Here is a 20,703-nt window from a genome sequence, read left to right as displayed (position 1 = left end):
CTCGCTTTATTTACGTTCGACTTCTTTCATGATGAACGCTTCAATAACGTCCTCCACTTTGATGTCGTCGAACTTCTCTACTTTAATCCCACACTCGTAACCTGTCGCGACTTCTTTGACGTCGTCTTTGAAACGGCGAAGCGTATCGAGTTTTCCTTCGTACACAACAATCCCGTTACGGATGATGCGGACGCCGGCGTCGCGTGAGATTTTACCTTCTGTGACGTAACAGCCGGCAATCGTACCGACTTTCGAGACTTTAAAGACGTCACGGACTTCAACTTGTCCTGTGATTTCTTCAACGAACTCAGGGTCGAGCATCCCTTTCATCGCGCTTTCGATTTCGTCGATTGCGTTATAGATGATGCGGTGCAGACGCATTTCAACATGCTCTTGCTCGGCCATCGACCGGGCGTTACCATCTGGGCGAACGTTGAATCCGATGATGATCGCATTTGCCGCCGAAGCGAGAATGACGTCACCTTCTGTGATTGCACCGACACCTTGGTGGACGATGTTGATTTTAACGCCTGCGACGTCGATTTTACGGAGTGAACCAGCGAGTGCTTCAGCCGAACCTTGAACGTCTGCTTTGATGATGACGTTCAAATCTTTGACTTCGCCTTCTTGAATGCGGCTGAACAAGTCATCAAGACTAACTTTAGCCGATTCGCGACGCTGTGATTCGAGGTAACGTTGGTAACGTTTTTCTCCGATTGCACGTGCTTTCTTCTCATCTTCAAACACGATGAACTGGTCCCCGGCTTGTGGGACATCGTTCAATCCTGTAATTTCGATTGGTGTCGATGGACCCACTTCTTTCACACGACGACCGATATCGTTGACCATGGCCCGGACGCGTCCGAACGTGCTACCGACGACGATTGAGTCACCGATCCGGAGTGTCCCGTGTTGAACGAGAAGCGTGGCGACAGGACCGCGGCCTTTGTCGAGCTTCGCTTCGATGACCGAACCGCGAGCTGGCATTTTAGGCGTCGACTTGTACTCTTCGACTTCAGAAACGAGCAAGATCATCTCGAGCAACTCATCGATTCCTTCGTCCTTCAAAGCTGAGATCGGTACGAAAATCGTTTCGCCGCCCCACTCTTCCGGTACAAGACCGAACTCTGTCAATTCTTGTTTGACGCGGTCAGGGTTTGCGCCTTCTTTATCCATTTTGTTCACAGCGACGATAATCGGCACGTTTGCCGCTTTCGCATGTGAGATGGCTTCTTCTGTCTGTGGCATGACGCCGTCATCCGCTGCGACAACGATAATCGCGATATCCGTCACTTCGGCTCCACGAGCACGCATCGTCGTAAAGGCGGCGTGACCTGGTGTATCGAGGAACGTGATCTTTTTATCGTTGACTTCAACTTGATAAGCACCGATGTGCTGCGTGATTCCGCCGGCTTCACCAGCAACGACTTTCGTGTTGCGGATCGAGTCAAGAAGTGTTGTCTTACCGTGGTCGACGTGACCCATGATTGTGACGACAGCTGGACGCTCAACAAGTTCATACTCAGAGAAGTCGATTTCTACTTCTTCAAAGTCCGTCTCATCGATGAGTACTTCTTTCTCCACTTCATAACCGAATTCAGTTGCAAGCAACTCAATCGTCTCGTCATCAAGTGTTTGGTTGATTGTCGCCATGACACCAAGACCCATCAACTTCATGATGATCTCGTTTGGCTTTTTATCCATCTTCGCAGCGAGGTCCGATACGCTGAGGACATCATCGTACTTGATGACGTTGCCCATTTCAGACTCTTGCGCTAAACGAGCTGCTTTACGCTGACTCGTTTTCGAATTTGGATCCGCTTCTAATGGCACGGCTGCTTTCGCAGGCTTGCCTTTGAATTTACCACCGCGCTTTTTGTTGCGGTTGTCGTTGCGGTTGTTGCCGAAACGGTTGCCACCACGGTTGCCCGCTTGGTTGCTTTGACCGCCAGACGCTTGTGGGCGTGCTTTCGGTGCTTCTTGCTTGGCAGCAGGTTTCGCGTCAGCCGGTTTTGACTCGGCAGACTTCGTTTCAGCTGGTTTCGTTGCAGCTGGCTTTTCTTGCTTGTCAGCCGAACGGTATTTCTCAGGATTGAAGACACGGTCGAGTTGCTTGACCGACTCCTCATCTAAGACAGCCATGTGGTTTTTCACTGGCTTGTTCATTTTCTCGAGCTGAGTAATGACTTGTTTACTTGTTACATTCTGTTCTTTTGCAAATTCATAGACGCGTTTTCCCAAAGCATCCACCTCCGTTAATAGTTAAGAGAGAAGTTGCTTAAGCTTGTTCGCAAATCCGGATTCTGTCACAGACACGACGACTCGCATGTCTTTACCTAAAGCAGCCCCGATCGTATATCGGTCGCTCACTTCAATCAATGGAACACCATACGATGTACACTTGTCGGTAACCCGTTTTCTCGTAGACGCTCCTGCATCTCCGGCAAGGATGACAAGCTTGGCTCGGCCAGCTCGCACATCCTTCAACACAAACTCTTCTCCCATCGTTACTTTCCTCGCACGTGCGGCAAGGCCTAACAATGATTCCCACTGACTCATGATTCGGCTCCTGTGACAGCTTGAAGCAGCTGCTCATAAAGCGCGTCACTCGTCTTGACTTTTAAATGATGATCGAGTGTCCGTTTTTTCTCTGCTAAACGAATCACATCCGCATCTTTCGACAAATACGCTCCACGTCCGTTCAATTTACCGGACGTATCGATGACGACGTCACCTTCCGGCGTCCGAACGACACGAATCAACGCTTGTTTCGGTAACATTTCTTGCGTGACCACACATTTGCGCAAAGGAAGTTTCTTTTGCTTCATGGTCATTCCTCTTCTTTCACCGTTGTCGGCTCGAGGGCGACGTCAACCGAGTCAGTCTGTTCCACTTTATTGTGAACAATTTCTGGCTCCGGTTCAACTTTTTCGGCGTACGTATCATACAAGTCCATGCCTTCTGCATCGGTCTCACTCTTAATATCAATTTTCCATCCCGTCAACTTAGCGGCAAGACGGGCGTTTTGACCGCGTTTCCCGATGGCGAGTGACAATTGATAGTCTGGCACGACGACCGTCGTCGATTTATTCGGTTCATTGACGTACACGTCAACGACTTGAGCCGGGCTGAGTGCGTTTTTCACGAACTCTTTCGGGTCGTTCGACCAACGAACGATATCGATTTTCTCACCGTTGAGCTCATCGACGATTGTTTGGACACGTTGCCCTTTCGGACCGACACAAGCGCCGACTGGATCGACGATGTCTGAATGAACAGCAATCTTCGAGCGATCACCCGCTTCGCGTGAGACCGACATGACGTCGACCGTTCCGCTCGCGATTTCTGGCACTTCGAGCTCGAACAGACGACGCAACAGACCTGGATGCGTCCGCGAGACTTGAATGGCTGCGCCAGACCCTTTCGTCGTCGAATCGACTTTTGTGACATACACCTTGATGCGGTCATGAATCTGGTACGATTCATTTGGCATCTGCTCGTTCGGTGTGAGCACCGCTTCGATATTGTTTTCAAGACCGATATACAAGTTGCGTGGGTCGAACCGTTCCACAATCCCCGTCATGATCTCGTCTTCTTTATCGACGAAGTGGTTATAGATGCGCTCGCGCTCGGCTTCCCGCATCTTTTGCGTGACGACTTGTTTGGCTGTCATCGCCGCGACGCGACCGAAGTCGCTCGGTGTGACTTCTTCTTTATGGAAGTCCCCTAACTCATAGTTCGGGTCAATCTCATGCGCTTCTTCGAGCGACAATTGTTGCTCGGGATGCGAGAGACGTTCAACGACTTCGAGAAGTGCGAAGACACGAATATCACCGGTCACTTGGTCGAATTCAACTTTTACGTTTTCATTCGGGTTGGCGACGTTTCGGCGGTATGCCGAAATGAGCGCCTGCTCAAGTGCATCGATGATAATCTCCTTCTCGATTCCTTTTTCGTTAGCAATCTGTTCGATTGTTGTGAGTAATTGTGGCCCCATCTTTACCTCTCCTTAACTAAACGTGACCGCTAGGCGGGCTTGTGCAATTTTGTCTACCGGTAGCGATATCGCTTTTTTTCTTGTCTTGATGCGTGTCTCGACGATGGCGGTCTCGCCGTCATATTCCGTCAAAATCCCTTCGAACTCTTTGGCACCTTCAATCGGGGCAAACGTCTTGATATAGACGTTCTTTCCAATCGCGCGTTCAAAGTCGGTCGGCTTCTTCAGCGGTCGTTCGGCACCGGGACTCGAGACGTCAAGATAATAGGCTTGTTCGATCGGATCGCTATCGTTTAGTTTTTCCGAGAGTTGTTCGTTGATGTTGACGCAATCATCTAAATCGACGCCCCCCGGCTTGTCGATATAGACGCGCAAGAACCAGTCTGGCCCTTCTTTCACGAATTCGACATCGACCAATTCCATGTTCTCACGCTCCACGATCGGCAACGCGATCGCTTCGACGACTTCTGTTATTTTGGACACTCTCATCCCTCCTTCTGGCTTTTACATACAAGAAAGGAGTAGGGTTCCCTACTCCTTTCCGTCGTAGTATCCAACATTGTTCGATACCAATATATCATATTTTCCCGGTTTTTCGCAACTTACACCCCAAAATCAAAGAACGAGAGTTGGTTCTCATCCGGGAGGCCTTCGAGACATTTCATCGTATCGAGCGTCTCGACGATTGTCTTCGACAACTTGGCCCGTTTGCGCAAGTCTTCTTTCGATAAAAACTGTCCTTCGGCACGTGCATCGACAATCGCTTTCGCCGCGTTCGTACCGAGACCATCGACGGCATTGAACGGCGGGATGAGCGTGTTCCCTTCAATCAAGAACTCGGTCGCGCTCGAACGGTACAAATCGATGTTCTGGAACTTCATGCCGCGCTCTAACATCTCGAGTGCGAGCTCGAGCACGGTGTGGAGGCCTTTGTCTTTCGCCGTGGCTTCAAATCCTTTTTCACGGATATCCGACATCGCTTTACGCACGGCCTGTGACCCTTTGATCATCGCCGACAAATCGAAGTCGCCGGCCCGGACCGTGAAGTACGTCGCGTAATACAGAATCGGATGATGCACTTTGAAGTAGGCAATCCGGACGGCCATGAGCACGTACGCCGTGGCGTGCGCTTTCGGGAACATATACTTGATCTTCTTACAAGACGAGATGTACCATTCCGGAACATCGTTGGCCCGCATCTCCGTCTCCATGTCTTCCGACAAGCCTTTCCCTTTCCGTACCGACTCCATGATTTTGAAGGCAAATGACGGTTCGAGGCCCGCATAAATCAAGTAGACCATGATGTCATCACGACACCCGATGACGTCTTTCAATTCACACGTCCCGTTATAGATGAGTTCGTTCGCGTTCCCAATCCAGACATCTGTCCCGTGAGACAGTCCCGAAATTTGAACGAGTTCGGAGAACGTCGACGGTTTCGTCTCTTCGAGCATCTGCCGGACGAACTTCGTCCCGAACTCTGGAATCCCTAGCGTACCCGTCTTCGATTCGATTTGTTCCGGCGTGACACCGAGTACTTCCGGCGACGAAAAGATTTTCATGACCGTCGGATCGTCCGTCGGAATCGTCTTCGGATCGATACCGGACAAGTCTTGGAGCATCCGGATGGCGGTCGGATCATCGTGACCGAGAATATCGAGTTTGAGCAAGTTGTCGTGAATCGAGTGGAAGTCGAAGTGGGTCGTCTTCCATTCGGACGACTTATCATCGGCCGGATATTGGATCGGCGAAATTTCGGCGATGTCCATATAATCTGGGACGACGATAATCCCCCCCGGGTGTTGCCCGGACGTCCGTTTGACGCCGGTGACACCCGAGACGAGCCGGTCGACCTCGGCATTCCGATAAATCTTATCGTTCTCGGTCGCATAGCCTTTCACGTATCCGTACGCCGTCTTATCGGCAATCGTCCCAATTGTACCGGCACGATACACATACTCTTCACCGAACAACACTTTCGTGTAAGCGTGGGCGTGTGGTTGATATTCACCCGAGAAGTTCAAATCGATATCCGGTACTTTGTCCCCTTTGAAACCAAGGAACGTCTCGAACGGGATATCGTGCCCGTCCTTCGTATACCAAGTCCCACACTCCGGACATTGCTTGTCGGGAAGGTCATACCCGGACCCGACCGATCCGTCGTCGAAGAAGTGGGAATGTTGACACTTCGGACAGACGTAATGCGGTGGCAGCGGATTGACTTCGGTGATTTCGGTCATCGTCGCAACGAAACTCGATCCAACCGAACCACGTGACCCAACGAGATAGCCGTCATCGAGCGATTTCTTCACGAGTTTATGCGAGATTAAATAAATGACCGCAAACCCGTGACCGATAATCGACTTCAACTCTTTCTCGAGCCGAGCTTCGACGATTTCAGGCAGTTGTTCTCCATAAATCGAGCGGGCCATATCATAACTCATATTCCGGACTTCATCGTCGGCCCCTTCAATCTTCGGCGTATACAAGTCGTCCGGGATGATTTGAATCGACTCGATTTGATCGGCAATCGCGTTCGGGTTCGTGATGACGATCTCGCGGGCGAGCTCGTCCCCGAGGAATTTGAAGTCTTCCATCATCTCTTTCGTCGTGCGTAAATGGGCATGCGGGAGTTCTTTCCGCGTGTTGATGAAGTTGGCGCCACCTTGCGTCCGAATCAAAATCTCCCGATACGAACGGTCCGTCCGGTCGAGATAGTGGACGTTGCCGGTCGCACAGACCGGCAGTCCGGCCTGACCTGCGACGCGAATGATCCGTTTGATGATTTCACGCAACTCAAGTTCGTTGGCGACAATTTCTTTATCGATGAGATGCATATAGAGCGCCGGCGGATGAATCTCGATGAAATCGTAAAACGCCATCATCTTCTCAAGCTCTTCGTCCGATTTGTTCAGGGCAGCATCGAAAATCTCGCCATTGTCGCACGCCGAACCGATCAAGAGGCCCTCACGACGCTTGATAATCTCCGAGCGAGGCATGCGTGCCATGCGGAACAAGTAGTCGATGTGCGACAAGGAAATCAGTTCGTATAAGTTCCGGAGTCCCGGTTTTTTCGTTTTCGCATAAATCGTCGCATGGAACGGACGAATCTTCGAGACGTCGCTCCCGACTTTCGCGTTCAGCGAGCGATGCGTTTCCATCTCAAACATCTGTTTGGCGAGTTCGAGCAGCTTCATGAGCAAATACGCCGTCGCCTCGGCATCATAGATGGCGCGGTGATGTTGCGTCAACTCGATATCGAATCGCTTCGCGAGCGTGTTGAGACGGTGGTTCTTGAGCGTCGGTAAAATCGTCCGGGCGAGCTCGAGCGTGTCGATGACCGGATAGTCATCCGGCTCGTGTCCACCGCTCCGGAGCGTCGCTTCAAGGAAGCCCATATCGAACGATGCGTTATGGGCGACGAGAATGCCGTCCCCGCACCAATCGACGAACTGCTTGGCGATGACTTCCGGATCGGGCTGGCCATGGACCATGTCATCGGTGATACCCGTCAGTTCAATCGTCGTGGCCGAGAGCGGATGCTTCGGATCGGCGAACGCCTCGAAGCGGTCGATAATCTCTCCGTCCTTGATTTTGACACCCGCGAGCTCGATGATTTTATTGTAGACGGCCGAAAGCCCCGTCGTCTCGACGTCGAAGACGACGTACGTCGCATCGTCGAGCGGGACGTCGGTCGGATGATAGGCGACGGGTACGCCGTCATTGACGACGTTCGCCTCGACCCCGAACAGCACTTTAATGTCATTCTTTTTCCCGGCGTAATAGGCTTCTGGGAACGACTGGACTCCGGCATGGTCCGTGATGGCGATGGCACGGTGGCCCCATTTCGCCGCTCGTGCGACGAGTGCCGATACGTTTGTGACCGCGTCCATCTGGCTCATCTGCGTGTGCGCGTGCAGTTCGACCCGCTTTTCACCGGCCCATTCGTCCCGGACCGGTTCGACTTTCACTTCTTGCAGTTGTGACGCCATCATGCACAGTTCGCGCATGAAGCTGTCATCCTCGACACGACCGGCTGCTTGAATCCACATGCCTTTTTTGACGGCACTGAGCATACGGTCATCGTCGTCATCGCGCGCGAACACTTTGACGATGAGTGAATCGGTATAGTCCGTCATCTTGAACGTGAACAGTTTCTTCCCGCTCTTCAATTCTTTCCGTTCGGCCGAGAAGACGAGGCCACGGATGGCGACGCGTCGTTCTTCTTCGATAATCGTCTTGATTGGGACAATCTCGTCTTTAATCAAGGCGCCCATCCGCACTTCAGTGACCGGCTCATCGTTCGTCTCGGTCGACTTGGCGAACTGCGCCGCGAGTGCGAGCTTCGCCTGTTCCAAATCTTCTTGGACGACTTGTTCGCGCAACGCTTGGTTCGCTTCTTCATTTTCTGAGAACAACGCTTGGCATGGTTTTTTCATAAAGCCATAGGCGCTGTAGAGCGCCTGGACTTCTTGGCATAACTCTTTATCGACATAGTTCGCCTCAGGGGCCGAGCGCACCGGGATGAGCAATTTGTTCTGCTCGAAGCGCGGTGCGACCGATGCGAAATAACTGCGCATCGCGCCTGACACTTGGCTCAATTCACTGACGATTCGGGGCCAATAGTCGATATAGTCCTGTTCGCCCCCACCTGACGTCGTCGTGAACCGAGCGTACACCTCGTCCGCGAACGTCGCATAGCGACTCTCGAGCCGGCTCATGAATAGTTGATACACCTCATACGGCAACACGTGTTGCAATTGGAAATAAAACGTCCATGTCCGGCGTTGCTTGTTGACGACGAGTCGTGACAGCTCCGCTCCGTCGAATTGATCCGTTTCGGTCGTGATGCCGAGGTCACCCAAGAGCAATTGCATTTTTTGATTAGCTTCCACGGGTAAGAAGTCCCCCCTTTTATCATTCAATGTCGAAAAATGAAGGTGACGGCAAGAAACCGTCACCTTCATCGATCATTTGGCTTCGTTCAGTTGCGTCGTGATGACACGTGGCAACTCATCGACTGTCGTCTCGAGGACTTCGCCAGTGGCACGTACTTTCACTTCGACGATTCCTTCGCTCGCTTTTTTCCCGACGTTGATACGAATCGGAAGACCGATCAAATCAGCATCGGCAAACTTGACGCCAGCCCGTTCTTTACGGTCATCATACAACACATCGTACGTCGATGACAGCTCATCGTATAAACGGTTCGCGAGTTCGACTTGCGCCTCGTCTTTCGTGTTGATGGCAATCAAGTGCACATCGAACGGAGCGACGCTCTTCGGCCAGACGATCCCGCGATCGTCATGATGTTGCTCGATGACGGCCGACAACGTCCGCGAGACGCCGATGCCGTAACAGCCCATGATGAGTGGTTCGGCCCGACCTTCTTCGTTCAAGAACGTCGCGCCCATCGCTTCTGAATAGCGTGTGCCGAGCTTGAACACTTGTCCGACTTCAATCCCGCGGGCGAAGCGGACCGGACCTGACTCGTCAGGTGCCATGTCGCCTTCGACGACAAAACGGAGGTCGTGATACGTCAAATGCGACAAGTCGCGTTCGGCGTTGACGTGCGTATAATGGGTGTTCGCCTCGTTGGCGCCACATACCGCGTCGACCAAATATTTGACGGCGTAATCAGCCACGACTTTGACCGGTGAATGAATCGGTCCGAGCGTGCCCGGCTCACAGCCGAACAAGTCGATAATCGTCGCTTCTTCTTCCATTTGGATGTCGAGTCCACCGAGAGCGTTCTTCACTTTGACGTCGTTCGCCTCGTGATCACCTCGAACGATGGCCATGACCGTCTCGCCATCGACGTTGAAGAGGACCGACTTGATCGTCGTCTTCGGATCGACGTTCAAGAAACGCGCCACATCTTCAATCGTCTTATTGTCTTTCGTGTCGACCTTGTCGAGTGCGAGCACGTCGGCCGCTTGCATGTCATAGCGGTCGAGCGTTTCAGCCATCTCGATGTTCGCCGCATAAGTTGATGAATCCGTATATACGATCGTATCTTCACCGATTTCGGCGAGCGCTTGGAACTCGTGTGTATCTTTCCCGCCGATGGCACCTGAATCAGCTACGACCGGACGATATTTCAAGCCGATGCGGTCAAAGATGCGTGAATAGGCGTTATACATATTCGTATACTCTTCGTCCAAGTCGTCTTGCGTCGCATGGAACGAGTACGAGTCTTTCATCAAGAACTCACGACCCCGGAGCAATCCGAAGCGCGGACGACGTTCGTCGCGATACTTCGTCTGAATCTGATACAAGTTGACCGGTAACTTTTTATACGAGTTGAGTTCATCGCGCACGATTGACGTGATGAGTTCCTCATGAGTCGCACCGAGTGCGAAACGACGGTCATGACGGTCCGTCAATCGCATCAATTCTGGACCGTAAATGCCCCAGCGTCCCGTCTCTTCCCATAGTTCGGCCGGTTGAATCGCTGGCATGAGCAACTCTTGCGCTCCGGCCCGATTCATCTCTTCGCGGATAATCGTTTGGATATTGTGCAATACGCGATGGCCGAGCGGGAGATATGAATAAATCCCAGCGGCGTTTTGGCGCATGAAGCCCCCACGGACGAGAAGCTGATGGCTGATGGCTTCCGCATCGGCCGGTACTTCTCGTAATGTAGGCATGAACAGTCTCGATTGTTTCATAGGTATCAACGTTTCCCTTCTGTAACTCGATTAGATCTTATTATTTAAAGAATGACTGGATATCATTCCAGGTGACAATCAACATGAGCAGCATGAGCAAAGCGAAACCGATAAAGTGGACGAATCCTTCCTTTTTCGGATCAATCGGTCGTCCGCGCACCGCTTCGAACAAGAGGAAGATGAGTCGTCCCCCATCGAGCGCCGGGAGCGGCAACAAGTTGAAAATGGCCAAGTTGACGGATAGAAGTGCCGTCCAGTTAAGGAGCATGATGAATCCGCTCGCTGCCACTTCGTCGGTCATGCGGACGATCCCGACCGGACCGGCCAACTGATCGACGCCGACCTGACCCGTCACCAAGTCACCGACCGCGGAGAAGATGAGCGTCGACATCGTCCACGTCGTCTCGGCCCCGGTTGTAAAGGCTTTGGCCGGTGAACGTTCGAGCGCGTTCGTCACGCCTAAAATTCCGACCGTCTCCCCATTTTGTTCGACCGCTTGCGGCGTAATCGTCACCGTTTGCTCGACGTCGTCACGAATATACGTCACTTCGGTCGGCGTGTCGGCACGATCGGCCAATACCGTCCGCAAATCGAGCCAGTTGTCGATCGGTTGACCCTCGATCGAGACGATCTCGTCGCCTGCGACGAGCCCGGCTTGATCGGCGGCCGAGTCCGGTTGGACCGTACCGATTTGACCATCGTCCGTCGGTGTCCCTTGGACGAGACCGACGATGACGAGGAGGAGGAAGGCAAGGACGAAGTTCATCGCCGGACCGGCTGCAATCGCAAGCACCCGTTTCCAGACAGACTGGGCTCCGAACGTGCGGTCGTAAGGCGCGATTTGAATCTCCATGCCTTGGTCGACGAGAAGCGTGTCCCGCTCGAGCGAATAGACACGGACCTCATCATCGACGAGCAGTTGTACTTTCAATTCGCGGACCGAGTCAAACTTGTCGACCGTCCCGACGACATGAACGTCTTGGGCCTGGTCCGATTGGAAATAGACGCGATCGACCGTCCCGGCACTCGTCAGACGCAATCCGACGTGTTGCCCGGCCTTCACTTCGATCGGCTCAAAATCTTCCCCGGCCATTTTGACATAACCGCCGATTGGCAATAGTCGAATCGTATACAGCGTCTCATTTTTTCGGAATGAGAGGATTTTCGGTCCAAACCCGATTGCAAATTCATGACAGAGAATCCCTGCCCGTTTCGCCATGACGAGGTGTCCCCATTCATGAACCGAAATGAGTACCCCAAACATCAAAACGATGGCGATAAAAGTCGTCATTGTCTATTCCCCACCTTCACTTTCCTTGCTGAATTTGTTCTCGAACCGCTCGGTCGATTTGAAGAATCTCCTCGAGCGTCGGTTCTGCAATTACCGTATGTGTCTCCATCGCTTGCTCGACGATGCGTTCGATATCGAGGAATGCGATCTCCCCGTTCAAGAACAGCTCGACGGCCGCCTCGTTGGCCGCATTGAGCACGGTCGGCATCGAACCGCCGGCACGCCCGGCCTCATAAGCGAGGCGTAACGCCGGATAACGTGTTAAATCGGCTTCCGCGAAGTGTAGCGTCCCGATTTCTCTCAAGTTTAACCGCTTGTTCCCTTCGATTTCAAGACGTTTCGGGGCTGATAGCGCATAGAGAATCGGGCCTCGCATATCGGGGTTGCCGAGCTGCGCCATGACAGCGGCATCTTTGAATTCGACCATCGAGTGGATGATCGACTCGCGATGGAGCACTACTTCAATATCATTATAATCGATATCGAACAACCAGTGCGCTTCGATGACTTCGAGTCCTTTATTGAACATCGTCGCCGAATCGATTGTGATTTTGGCACCCATCGACCAATTCGGATGCGCGAGCGCCTCTGCGACCGTAACCCCTTCAAGCTCTTCTCGCGACTTGTCACGGAAACTTCCGCCTGAGGCCGTCAAGATGATTTTCGAGACGTCGTCGCGACGTTCGCCGTTCAAGCATTGATAGATGGCCGAATGTTCACTGTCGACCGGGAGCAGGCTGACGCCATGCTTTTTGACGGCTGCGGTGACGAGATGCCCTGCCGTGACGAGAGTCTCTTTGTTCGCAAGCGCGATGTCTTTCCCCGCTTCGATGGCGGCAAGGGTCGGTTCAAGCCCGACGGCCCCGACGACTGCCGTCACGACGACATCGGCCCGTTCAGCGGTCGCACATGCAATCAACCCTTCCAGTCCGATGAAAAAGAGTGGTTCATATGTAAGGCGTGGCTTGAGCTGTTCGAGTACCTCGATATTTTTAGCGGATACGTATTTTGGCCGTAGTCGATTGATCCATTCTTCCGCCACGTCTACGTTCGTTCCGAACGCATATGCCTCAAGTTCAAACAAGTCGGGGTGCTGTTCGATGACGTCGCATGTTTGTACGCCAATCGATCCAGTCGCCCCGATTAAGCTGATTCGCTTCATCTTGACACTCCTCTTTTATAACAAATTAAATACCCAAATGACGGTGAATACCGCGATCATACTATCAAACCGGTCTAAAATCCCACCGTGTCCCGGTAACAGATGACCGGAATCTTTCACATTATATTGACGCTTGTATGCTGATTGTACCAAATCACCGAGTTGACCGACGACTGATACGACGACCGCGAGCACCAATACTTCGAGAATCGGTAACACCGGCTCGATGAGTACGTAGACGATGCCGAGGACAATCGCCGACACGATGCCGCCGATCGCACCTTCAATTGTCTTATTCGGGCTGATCGACGGCCATAGTTTCGTCTTTCCGATTGCTTTCCCTGTGAAATAGGCTCCAGAATCGGTCGCCCAAATCATGAACAAGACGAGCAACACTTTGACGAGCCCGTCTTCTGACAAGCGGACGAGTGCGAAACTCGAGAACCCGATGACGAGATAGACGGCAGAGACGAAATAAAAGCTCGCATCTTCGTACGTGAACCGGTTTTTCGTGACGACCGTCCAGAACAAGAGGAGCATTAAACCGAGCACCATCCATTGCGTCGTCGACATCGGCAGTTCCTCGAGGACGAGCCGACGCTCGAGCAACATCAAGATGAACGGGAACGCCACGAGAAGTGACGTCACGAGAAACGGGAACGCCATCAATTTATGATTGCGCATCAACGTAAACTCGCTCAATCCGATTAAGGCGAGCACGCCCATCAAGATGACGAACGGGCTACCGCCTAAGGCAATCAACGTGACAAATATGGCGCCGGCCCAGAGACCGGTAATGATTCGTGTTTTCATGTCACACCCCGCCAAACCGGCGAGTCCGCGCATTGTACGCTTCAATCGCCTCGACGAAGTGATCCCGTTTGAACTCAGGCCACAACACGTCCGTGAAATGTAGTTCAGCGTAAGCCCCTTGCCAGAGCAAGAAGTTCGAGAGGCGCTGTTCCCCACTCGTGCGGATAATCAAATCAACGTCTTGCATGTTCGTCATGAGACGCTCACCAATCATGACGTCATCGATCTCGTCCGGTTGGATCGTACCGTGCGCCACATCACTCGCGATTTGTTTCATCGCTTGAACGAGTTCATCACGTCCGCCATAGTTGAGCGCAAAGACGAGATCGAGCCCCGTATTCGTCGCCGTCCGTGTCCGTGCCTCATCGACCGCTTCTCGCGTCCCGCGTGGCAGTTTTGTCACATCGCCTGCGACGAGCACGCGAACGTTCTGTTCATCCAATTCTTTTAAATCCGTCTCTAAAAATTGCTTCGGCAATTTCATCAAGAAGTTGACTTCTTCTTCAGGACGCGTCCAGTTCTCCGTCGAGAACGCATACAGCGTCAATGAACGGATGCCGAGTTCTTGGGCGGTGCGCACCGCTTCCCGGACCGACTTCATCCCTTCCCGGTGACCCATGATGCGAGGGAGCCCACGCTTCTTCGCCCAACGGCCGTTGCCGTCCATGATGATGGCGACGTGTTCGGGAATGCTCAGTTCCGCCTCGGTTTTTGTTTTAGGATTCACCCATTTAAACATACTCTATCCTCCTGATTGTATGAAAGAGGGACCCTCTCAGTAAAAGGGTCCCCACACAGCTTTTTGGTATACCACTTCCGTGATTACACTTCCATGATTTCTTTTTCTTTCGTCGCTGCAGATTCATCAATCTTTTTGATGTACGAATCCGTTAACGATTGAACGTCATCCGCGTAACCGCGAAGGTCGTCCTCAGTCAAGTCCCCATCTTTTTCAAGCTTCTTCAAGTTTTCATTCGCGTCACGACGAACGTTACGGACAGCTACTTTCGCTTCTTCCGCATATTTTTTCGTCACTTTCACGAGCTCTTTGCGGCGCTCTTCTGTCAAAGCTGGGATCGCGAGACGAATGACCGTCCCATCAGAAGACGGCGAGAGGCCGAGGTCGGCTTTTTGAATCGCTTTCTCGACATCTGACACCATCGATTTGTCCCATGGTTGAATCAAGAGTAGACGCGCTTCCGGAGTGTTGATGTTTGCCACTTGGTTGAGCGGAGTCGGTACGCCGTAGTAGTCGACTTGGACCGGGTCCAAGATTGACGCGCTAGCGCGTCCCGTACGAAGTGTCCCGAAATCACGTTTCAAGGCAGAATGGGCTTTCTCCATCTTTTCTTCAGCAGTTTTCAATACGTCATTAACACTCATGAATTGATTCCTCCTACTACCGTCCCGATATGTTCCCCGAGTACGACACGTTTGATGTTTCCTTCTTCAAGCAATGAGAATACAATCAGTGGGATATGGTTGTCCATACATAGTGATGTGGCTGTCGAATCCATCACTTGGAGTCCGTCTTTTAAGACGTCCAAGTACGTGAGCGTGTCGTATTTGACCGCATCCGGAACGAGTTTCGGATCCGCCGAATAGACACCATCGACGTTGTTTTTACCCATCAGGATGACGTCAGCTTCAATTTCCGCTGCGCGGAGTGCTGCTGTCGTATCTGTTGAGAAGTACGGGTTCCCCGTCCCTGCCGCGAAGATGACGACTCGACCTTTTTCAAGGTGACGCATCGCCCGACGACGGATGTACGGTTCAGCCACTTGGCGCATTTCGATTGAGGTTTGGACGCGCGTCTGGACACCGTTCGATTCAAGGCTATCTTGAAGTGCGAGCGAGTTCAACACCGTGGCAAGCATGCCCATATAATCGGCATTCGCCCGGTCCATGCCGAGTTCGCTGCCCGTCTTCCCGCGCCAGATGTTTCCGGCTCCGACGACGACGGCTACTTCGACGCCCAAGGCGACCAACTCTTTGATTTGTCCAGAGATCGAGTTGACGATGGCCGGGTCAATCCCGTACCCTTGATCTCCTGCGAGCGCTTCTCCACTCAATTTTAACACAATTCGCTTATATTTCGGTTCCATACTTTGCCTCCTCTTGCTTGAAAAAAGGGAACACGCTCCCTTAACGAACTAACTCAAGGTTATACAGACGTGTTCCCAATTTTGATTGCATCACGCGTGATGCAGATTATTTTTTAAGTTGGTTCATTACTTCTTCAGCAAAGTTTTCTTCGCGTTTTTCCATACCTTCTCCAACTTCGAAACGTACGAATGAGTTGACACGGCCGCCTTTAGACTCTACGTATTTCCCAACTTTGAAGTCAGCGTCTTTAACGAATGTTTGGTCGACGAGGCAGATTTCCTCGAAGTACTTGTTCATACGTCCCGCAATCATCTTCTCGACGATGTTGGCAGGCTTGCCTTCGTTGAGGGCTTGCTCAGTCAAGACTTTCTTCTCACGATCTGCTTCTTCAGCCGATACTTCGTCGCGTGTCGCGTAAAGTGGACGTGCTGCTGCGACGTGCATAGCTACGTCTTTCGCAACTGTCTCGTCCGTTGTACCGTCGATGATGACGACCGAACCGATGCGTCCACCCATGTGAAGGTACGTGCCGAAGACTGCATCGTCAGCTTTTTGAAGAACAGCGATACGACGGAGTGAGATTTTCTCTCCAATTGTCGAAGCTTCTTCTTGGATGTGCGTCTCAAGTGTTTTACCTGCTACGAATTCAGAAGCAAGTGCCGCTTCTACTGAAGTCGCGCCTGAAGTGAGAACTGCATTCGCCACGTCTGAAACGAGTGTTTGGAACTTCTCGTTTTTCGCAACGAAGTCTGTTTCTGAGTTAACTTCGACGAGCGCAGCTTTGTTGCCGTCAACCGCTACTGCCGTCAAACCTTCTGCTGCGATGCGGTCGCCTTTAGCTGCTGCTTTAGCGATCCCTTTTTCACGAAGGAAGTCGATTGCCGCTTGCATGTCACCATTTGTTTCAGTGAGTGCTTTTTTGCAATCGAGCATACCTGCGCCTGTTTTTTCACGAAGTTCTTTTACCATTGCTGCTGTAACTGCCATCGGAAATTCCTCCTTGTAAAACTTACGAATTTTTAAGAAAAAGCACTAAGGCTTTATATACGTGTCCTAAAAAAAGGTGATAAAAGGCTTTCCCTTTATCACCTGTTGTCTGACCGATTACTCAGCTTCTGTCGCTTCAGCTTCTGGAGCTACTGCTTCTTCAGCTACTTCTTCTTCGCCTTGCTTCGCTTCGATGATCGCGTCTGCCATCTTAGAAGTGAGCAATTTAACCGCACGAATCGCATCGTCGTTCGCTGGGATGACGTAGTCGATTTCGTCTGGGTCACAGTTTGTGTCGACAATCGCAACGATTGGGATGTTCAATTTGTGAGCTTCTGCAATCGCAATACGCTCTTTACGTGGGTCAACGATGAAGAGGGCATCAGGAACACCTGGCATGTCCTTGATTCCGCCGAGGAACTTCTCAAGACGTGTCATTTCTTTTTTCAAGATGATGACTTCTTTCTTAGGAAGTACTTCGAACGTACCGTCAGCTTCCATTTTCTCAAGCTGCTTCAAGCGGTTGATACGCTTTTTGATTGTTGAGAAGTTTGTGAGTGTTCCACCCAACCAACGCTCGTTGATGAAGTACATACCTGAACGGAGTGCTTCTTCTTTGATCGTGTCTTGAGCTTGTTTTTTCGTACCTACGAAGAGGACGTTTCCGCCTTCTGCCGCGAGTTCACGAACGAAGTTGTAAGCTTCGTCTACTTTTTTGACCGTTTTTTGAAGGTCGATGATGTAGATTCCGTTACGCTCCGTGAAGATGTATTTCGCCATTTTTGGGTTCCAACGGCGTGTCTGGTGACCGAAGTGTACACCAGCTTCGAGCAATTGCTTCATTGAGATTACTGCCATGATAAATTTCCTCCTTGTGGTTTAAAAAAGTCCTCCGCCTCGTTCATCGTTGTATTCCGACCTTTCGGCACCGAGGAATACCATCCCGAGACGTGTGTGATGTGTTTAACACCGAAAATTACTATAGCATATGTCAGCCAATCCGGCAACTCTCACTTTTTGCGAAGTTTGGCATAAAGGGCGACTTCTCCCTCACCTTTTCCGAGCAGTCGGGCCGTCTCTCGGACCGAATGGTTCAGTAAAACGTCCTCGACGTGCGGTGCCTGTTGGCGCTCACGGGACGACGGTGCCTCCATCGGCGAATCCTCAAGTGCAGGTTCCACAGCCGATTCCTCGCTCGATGGTGCAGGGTGTTTCACGACATCGTTCATCGATTCCATGAACGACAACAGGAGGGCCTCTGTCTCACGCTTCTCCTGTTCGAGCCGCGTGACACGAGCCGTCAGCGCCTGGACTTGACGAAACAAAATCAACAGTCCGTACGCGACGATACAGGCGATTCCGATATAGACGACGGTCATCTCCATCCCTCCTTCACGATGTCTTTTCTTCTAAATAGGAACGTCCGAGCGCAAGCTTCAACGTCTTCAGCGCCTTGGAATGAATTTGTGAGATGCGGGACGTCGAGAGTTCCAACACTTCACCGATCTCCGTCAACGTCAACTCGTCAAAATAGAATAACGACACGACGAGCCGTTCTTTCTCAGATAAATGCTCAATCTCGTTCGTCAACACATCGAGCAACTCGCGCTGCAGGAGCGTGTCTTCCGGTTTTTCGGAGTCGGGGTCAAAATACGTGACGGACATGACCTTGCCTTCCTCTTGAAGCGTCACCGCCTCATCAATTGATAACATGTTCGCAAAGTACCCTTCCGCCATCGCTTTCTCGATTTCTGAGACCGGCAGCTCGCACGCGTGCGCCAGTTCTTCTTTCGTCGGGGCCCGATGCAACTTCTGTTCGAGCTGTTCGGCGACATGGTCAATCTTCTTCACCCGTTCACGCACCGATCGCGGCAACCAATCGATTTTCCGTAATCCGTCGATGATGGCGCCCCGAATCCGAAACGCCGCGTACGTGTCAAACTTGTTGTTGTGTTCTGGATCATATTTCATGAGGGCATCGTACAATCCCATGTAACCCAAACTTTTCAATTCGTCGCGTTCGACGCTCTTCGGGAGCGTCACGATCATTCGTTGCACGTGATAATGGATCAGGAACTCATAGTGCGTCAATAGTTCATTCGCCGTATCCATATCGCGGTCAGTATTCCAACGATCCCACAACTCGGTAAGTTGAGTCGTCATGTCGATCCCCCCTAAATTTCCTTTGTTCCTACGCTGACCGTTCGAATCGAGAGGACGCAAGTCGCCACATCAAATTCAATCGTCCGCCCATTATGTCCGCCACAGTCCTCGGCGATGAGCGGGATCCGGTGCGCTTTCAACGCATTGCGGACGGCCTCGGCATTTCGTTCACCGATGCGCATCGCCTCATTCTCATATTTAAATTGAAACATTTGGGCGCCGCCGGCCATCTTTGCTTGCAACCGACCGGCCCCGGCCCGTTTCAATGAAGCGACGAGAGCGTCGATGGCCGTATCCGCATATTTCCCTACTTCGATCGTTTGATGTTTGCGGGCAATCGCCGAATCCGGCAACATGACGTGGGCCATCGCCGCGACTTGAAGCCGGACGTCGTACAGGATAACCCCGACACACGAACCGAGCCCGGCCGTCCGCAACTTGTTCGGCGCCGTCGTCTGCTTCCATTCTGCAATCCCAATTTTGAGTACTTCAGCCATGGCCCATCAACCGCTGCTTAATCCGTTCGAGCGAGCCATGCGTCGGTAGGAACAACACATGTCCAGCACTTACTTTTCCGTCGATGCGGAACGTCGTATCGATATAGAGCGCCGCATCTTCTTCGGGCTGGACCGATGTGACGACGAATTCGACGATCGAACCGGCCATGTCGACCGCTGTCGCCGGGACGTGAATCGGAATCGGTGTATTCAACCAATCGCCGAGCGCCCGGGCGTAGGCCCCGCTCATGATATTCCCAATCTCTTCCCATGCCGACTGACCGAGTTCATCGGCCGCTTGGAACGTGAACCCGCTCCCGATGAGTGATGAGACCATCATCTCGGCGTCGTCGACCGGGAATAAGATGAGGATCATGCCGCTGATGTCGCCTCCGAGCTCTAATAGCACGGATGCCACATGACGCTCAGGACCGCCGACCCGTTCCGGCAGATACGTGATCGGTTCCATCTCGGCCGAGGAGACGGTAATGTTGACCGGCTTGGCCAAGAGCGTCGACAATGCCGTCGCTGCGTGGCCTGATCCGATATTGCCAAGTTCTTTCAATAAATCTTGCTCGAACTCACTCAGCATGTTGTTCCTCGAACAACGCGTTGGCGTCGAGAAGCGAGAACAGTTTGTCCTCCCCTTTCGCAATCGCCGTCAAATGAGCCGACAACATGTCTCGACTCGATTCAGGAATCGGCTCGAGACGAACGTCCTCGCTTTCCACGACCTCGTTGGCGCGATCGACGATAAAACCGGCATCGCCTTGATTGAGCGAGGCGATTAAAATTCGAGTCTCGTCGGTCGGTTCAATCGCCTCATACCCGAGGCGGAGGCGAAGGTCGATGACCGGCGTGACGACACCACGCAAATTGATGACGCCCTTGACGTGAGTTGGTGCGTTCGGGACGCGTGTGACCGGTTGTACCCGTTCAATCGAGCGGACCGACTGGACATCGATCCCGTATGTGTTCGTTCCCAGTGAAAAGACTACCCATTTTTGTTCCATCCT

Annotated in this window: 20 protein-coding genes; all 20 read right to left on the bottom strand. The window is 52.2% G+C overall.

The window, feature by feature from the left end:
* Window positions 1–6: 6 nt before the first annotated feature.
* Window positions 7–2,241, bottom strand: a complete 2,235-nt coding sequence (infB, locus tag M467_RS26225; protein ID WP_021067160.1) for a translation initiation factor IF-2 — start codon at window positions 2,239–2,241, stop codon at window positions 7–9.
* 21 nt (window positions 2,242–2,262) lie between these two features.
* Entirely contained in the window at window positions 2,263–2,559 is a 297-nt protein-coding gene (locus M467_RS26220; RefSeq protein WP_021067159.1) for a YlxQ family RNA-binding protein, read from the bottom strand.
* The gene (gene rnpM, locus M467_RS26215; RefSeq protein ID WP_165569410.1) at window positions 2,556–2,834 is read right to left on the bottom strand and encodes an RNase P modulator RnpM; all 279 of its coding nucleotides are present in this window, start codon (window positions 2,832–2,834) and stop codon (window positions 2,556–2,558) included. Before rnpM ends, M467_RS26220 begins: the two co-directional genes overlap by 4 nt.
* Window positions 2,831–3,997, bottom strand: a complete 1,167-nt coding sequence (gene nusA, locus M467_RS26210) for a transcription termination factor NusA (RefSeq protein WP_021067157.1) — start codon at window positions 3,995–3,997, stop codon at window positions 2,831–2,833. The genes rnpM and nusA overlap by 4 nt, the downstream gene beginning before the upstream one ends.
* A gap of 12 nt (window positions 3,998–4,009) precedes the next feature.
* Window positions 4,010–4,480: a ribosome maturation factor RimP gene (gene rimP, locus M467_RS26205; RefSeq protein WP_021067156.1), complete on the bottom strand. Its 471-nt coding sequence runs from the start codon at window positions 4,478–4,480 to the stop codon at window positions 4,010–4,012.
* Between the two features lie 119 nt (window positions 4,481–4,599).
* Window positions 4,600–8,892, bottom strand: a complete 4,293-nt coding sequence (locus M467_RS26200) for a PolC-type DNA polymerase III (protein ID WP_034797239.1) — start codon at window positions 8,890–8,892, stop codon at window positions 4,600–4,602.
* Between the two features lie 75 nt (window positions 8,893–8,967).
* Window positions 8,968–10,668, bottom strand: a complete 1,701-nt coding sequence (locus M467_RS26195) for a proline--tRNA ligase (RefSeq protein ID WP_021067154.1) — start codon at window positions 10,666–10,668, stop codon at window positions 8,968–8,970.
* A gap of 40 nt (window positions 10,669–10,708) precedes the next feature.
* On the bottom strand, window positions 10,709–11,959 hold the full coding sequence (gene rseP, locus M467_RS26190) for an RIP metalloprotease RseP (RefSeq protein ID WP_021067153.1): 1,251 nt from the start codon (window positions 11,957–11,959) through the stop codon (window positions 10,709–10,711).
* Between the two features lie 16 nt (window positions 11,960–11,975).
* Window positions 11,976–13,121: a 1-deoxy-D-xylulose-5-phosphate reductoisomerase gene (gene dxr, locus M467_RS26185; RefSeq protein WP_021067152.1), complete on the bottom strand. Its 1,146-nt coding sequence runs from the start codon at window positions 13,119–13,121 to the stop codon at window positions 11,976–11,978.
* Between the two features lie 15 nt (window positions 13,122–13,136).
* Window positions 13,137–13,934 carry a phosphatidate cytidylyltransferase gene (locus tag M467_RS26180; RefSeq protein WP_031200184.1) on the bottom strand — a complete coding sequence of 266 codons (798 nt, stop codon included), beginning with the start codon at window positions 13,932–13,934 and terminating at the stop codon, window positions 13,137–13,139.
* Window position 13,935: 1 nt separating this feature from the next.
* The gene (locus M467_RS26175) at window positions 13,936–14,673 is read right to left on the bottom strand and encodes an isoprenyl transferase (RefSeq protein ID WP_021067150.1); all 738 of its coding nucleotides are present in this window, start codon (window positions 14,671–14,673) and stop codon (window positions 13,936–13,938) included.
* 83 nt (window positions 14,674–14,756) lie between these two features.
* Window positions 14,757–15,317: a ribosome recycling factor gene (gene frr, locus M467_RS26170; protein ID WP_021067149.1), complete on the bottom strand. Its 561-nt coding sequence runs from the start codon at window positions 15,315–15,317 to the stop codon at window positions 14,757–14,759.
* Entirely contained in the window at window positions 15,314–16,039 is a 726-nt protein-coding gene (gene pyrH, locus M467_RS26165; RefSeq protein WP_021067148.1) for a UMP kinase, read from the bottom strand. Before pyrH ends, frr begins: the two co-directional genes overlap by 4 nt.
* Window positions 16,040–16,145: 106 nt before the next feature.
* On the bottom strand, window positions 16,146–17,027 hold the full coding sequence (tsf, locus tag M467_RS26160) for a translation elongation factor Ts (RefSeq protein ID WP_029595690.1): 882 nt from the start codon (window positions 17,025–17,027) through the stop codon (window positions 16,146–16,148).
* 117 nt (window positions 17,028–17,144) lie between these two features.
* Complete coding sequence (gene rpsB, locus M467_RS26155; RefSeq protein ID WP_021067146.1) at window positions 17,145–17,885, bottom strand: 30S ribosomal protein S2; 741 nt, start codon at window positions 17,883–17,885, stop codon at window positions 17,145–17,147.
* 152 nt (window positions 17,886–18,037) lie between these two features.
* On the bottom strand, window positions 18,038–18,406 hold the full coding sequence (locus M467_RS26150; protein WP_021067145.1) for a hypothetical protein: 369 nt from the start codon (window positions 18,404–18,406) through the stop codon (window positions 18,038–18,040).
* A 13-nt stretch (window positions 18,407–18,419) separates the two neighbouring features.
* A complete protein-coding gene (locus M467_RS26145) occupies window positions 18,420–19,190 on the bottom strand; it encodes a FliA/WhiG family RNA polymerase sigma factor (RefSeq protein ID WP_021067144.1) in 771 nt (256 codons plus the stop codon).
* A gap of 11 nt (window positions 19,191–19,201) precedes the next feature.
* Window positions 19,202–19,687, bottom strand: coding sequence for a chemotaxis protein CheD (locus tag M467_RS26140; protein WP_021067143.1), 486 nt, complete (start codon window positions 19,685–19,687; stop codon window positions 19,202–19,204).
* A complete protein-coding gene (locus M467_RS26135; protein ID WP_021067142.1) occupies window positions 19,680–20,279 on the bottom strand; it encodes a chemotaxis protein CheC in 600 nt (199 codons plus the stop codon). Before M467_RS26135 ends, M467_RS26140 begins: the two co-directional genes overlap by 8 nt.
* Entirely contained in the window at window positions 20,269–20,700 is a 432-nt protein-coding gene (locus tag M467_RS26130) for a chemotaxis protein CheW (protein WP_021067141.1), read from the bottom strand. Before M467_RS26130 ends, M467_RS26135 begins: the two co-directional genes overlap by 11 nt.
* Between the last annotated feature and the right edge of the window lie 3 nt (window positions 20,701–20,703).

It is taken from the genome of Exiguobacterium chiriqhucha RW-2, from assembly GCF_000416965.1.
GTDB classification, from domain to species: Bacteria; Bacillota; Bacilli; order Exiguobacteriales; family Exiguobacteriaceae; genus Exiguobacterium; species Exiguobacterium chiriqhucha.
This window is presented reverse-complemented; position numbering and strand designations above follow the sequence as displayed.

Bases quoted from the DNA above. Each gene is read 5' to 3' on its own strand.
- tsf (WP_029595690.1), bottom strand. From the start codon at position 17,027: ATGGCAGTTACAGCAGCAATGGTAAAAGAACTTCGTGAAAAAACAGGC.
- M467_RS26140 (WP_021067143.1), bottom strand. From the start codon at position 19,687: ATGGCTGAAGTACTCAAAATTGGGATTGCAGAATGGAAGCAGACGACG.
- pyrH (WP_021067148.1), bottom strand. From the start codon at position 16,039: ATGGAACCGAAATATAAGCGAATTGTGTTAAAATTGAGTGGAGAAGCG.
- rnpM (WP_165569410.1), bottom strand. From the start codon at position 2,834: ATGACCATGAAGCAAAAGAAACTTCCTTTGCGCAAATGTGTGGTCACG.
- M467_RS26175 (WP_021067150.1), bottom strand. From the start codon at position 14,673: ATGTTTAAATGGGTGAATCCTAAAACAAAAACCGAGGCGGAACTGAGC.
- frr (WP_021067149.1), bottom strand. From the start codon at position 15,317: ATGAGTGTTAATGACGTATTGAAAACTGCTGAAGAAAAGATGGAGAAA.
- M467_RS26130 (WP_021067141.1), bottom strand. From the start codon at position 20,700: ATGGAACAAAAATGGGTAGTCTTTTCACTGGGAACGAACACATACGGG.
- M467_RS26180 (WP_031200184.1), bottom strand. From the start codon at position 13,934: ATGAAAACACGAATCATTACCGGTCTCTGGGCCGGCGCCATATTTGTC.
- dxr (WP_021067152.1), bottom strand. From the start codon at position 13,121: ATGAAGCGAATCAGCTTAATCGGGGCGACTGGATCGATTGGCGTACAA.
- rseP (WP_021067153.1), bottom strand. From the start codon at position 11,959: ATGACGACTTTTATCGCCATCGTTTTGATGTTTGGGGTACTCATTTCG.
- nusA (WP_021067157.1), bottom strand. From the start codon at position 3,997: ATGGGGCCACAATTACTCACAACAATCGAACAGATTGCTAACGAAAAA.
- M467_RS26145 (WP_021067144.1), bottom strand. From the start codon at position 19,190: ATGACGACTCAACTTACCGAGTTGTGGGATCGTTGGAATACTGACCGC.
- M467_RS26135 (WP_021067142.1), bottom strand. From the start codon at position 20,279: ATGCTGAGTGAGTTCGAGCAAGATTTATTGAAAGAACTTGGCAATATC.
- M467_RS26150 (WP_021067145.1), bottom strand. From the start codon at position 18,406: ATGACCGTCGTCTATATCGGAATCGCCTGTATCGTCGCGTACGGACTG.
- M467_RS26195 (WP_021067154.1), bottom strand. From the start codon at position 10,668: ATGAAACAATCGAGACTGTTCATGCCTACATTACGAGAAGTACCGGCC.
- M467_RS26220 (WP_021067159.1), bottom strand. From the start codon at position 2,559: ATGAGTCAGTGGGAATCATTGTTAGGCCTTGCCGCACGTGCGAGGAAA.
- rpsB (WP_021067146.1), bottom strand. From the start codon at position 17,885: ATGGCAGTAATCTCAATGAAGCAATTGCTCGAAGCTGGTGTACACTTC.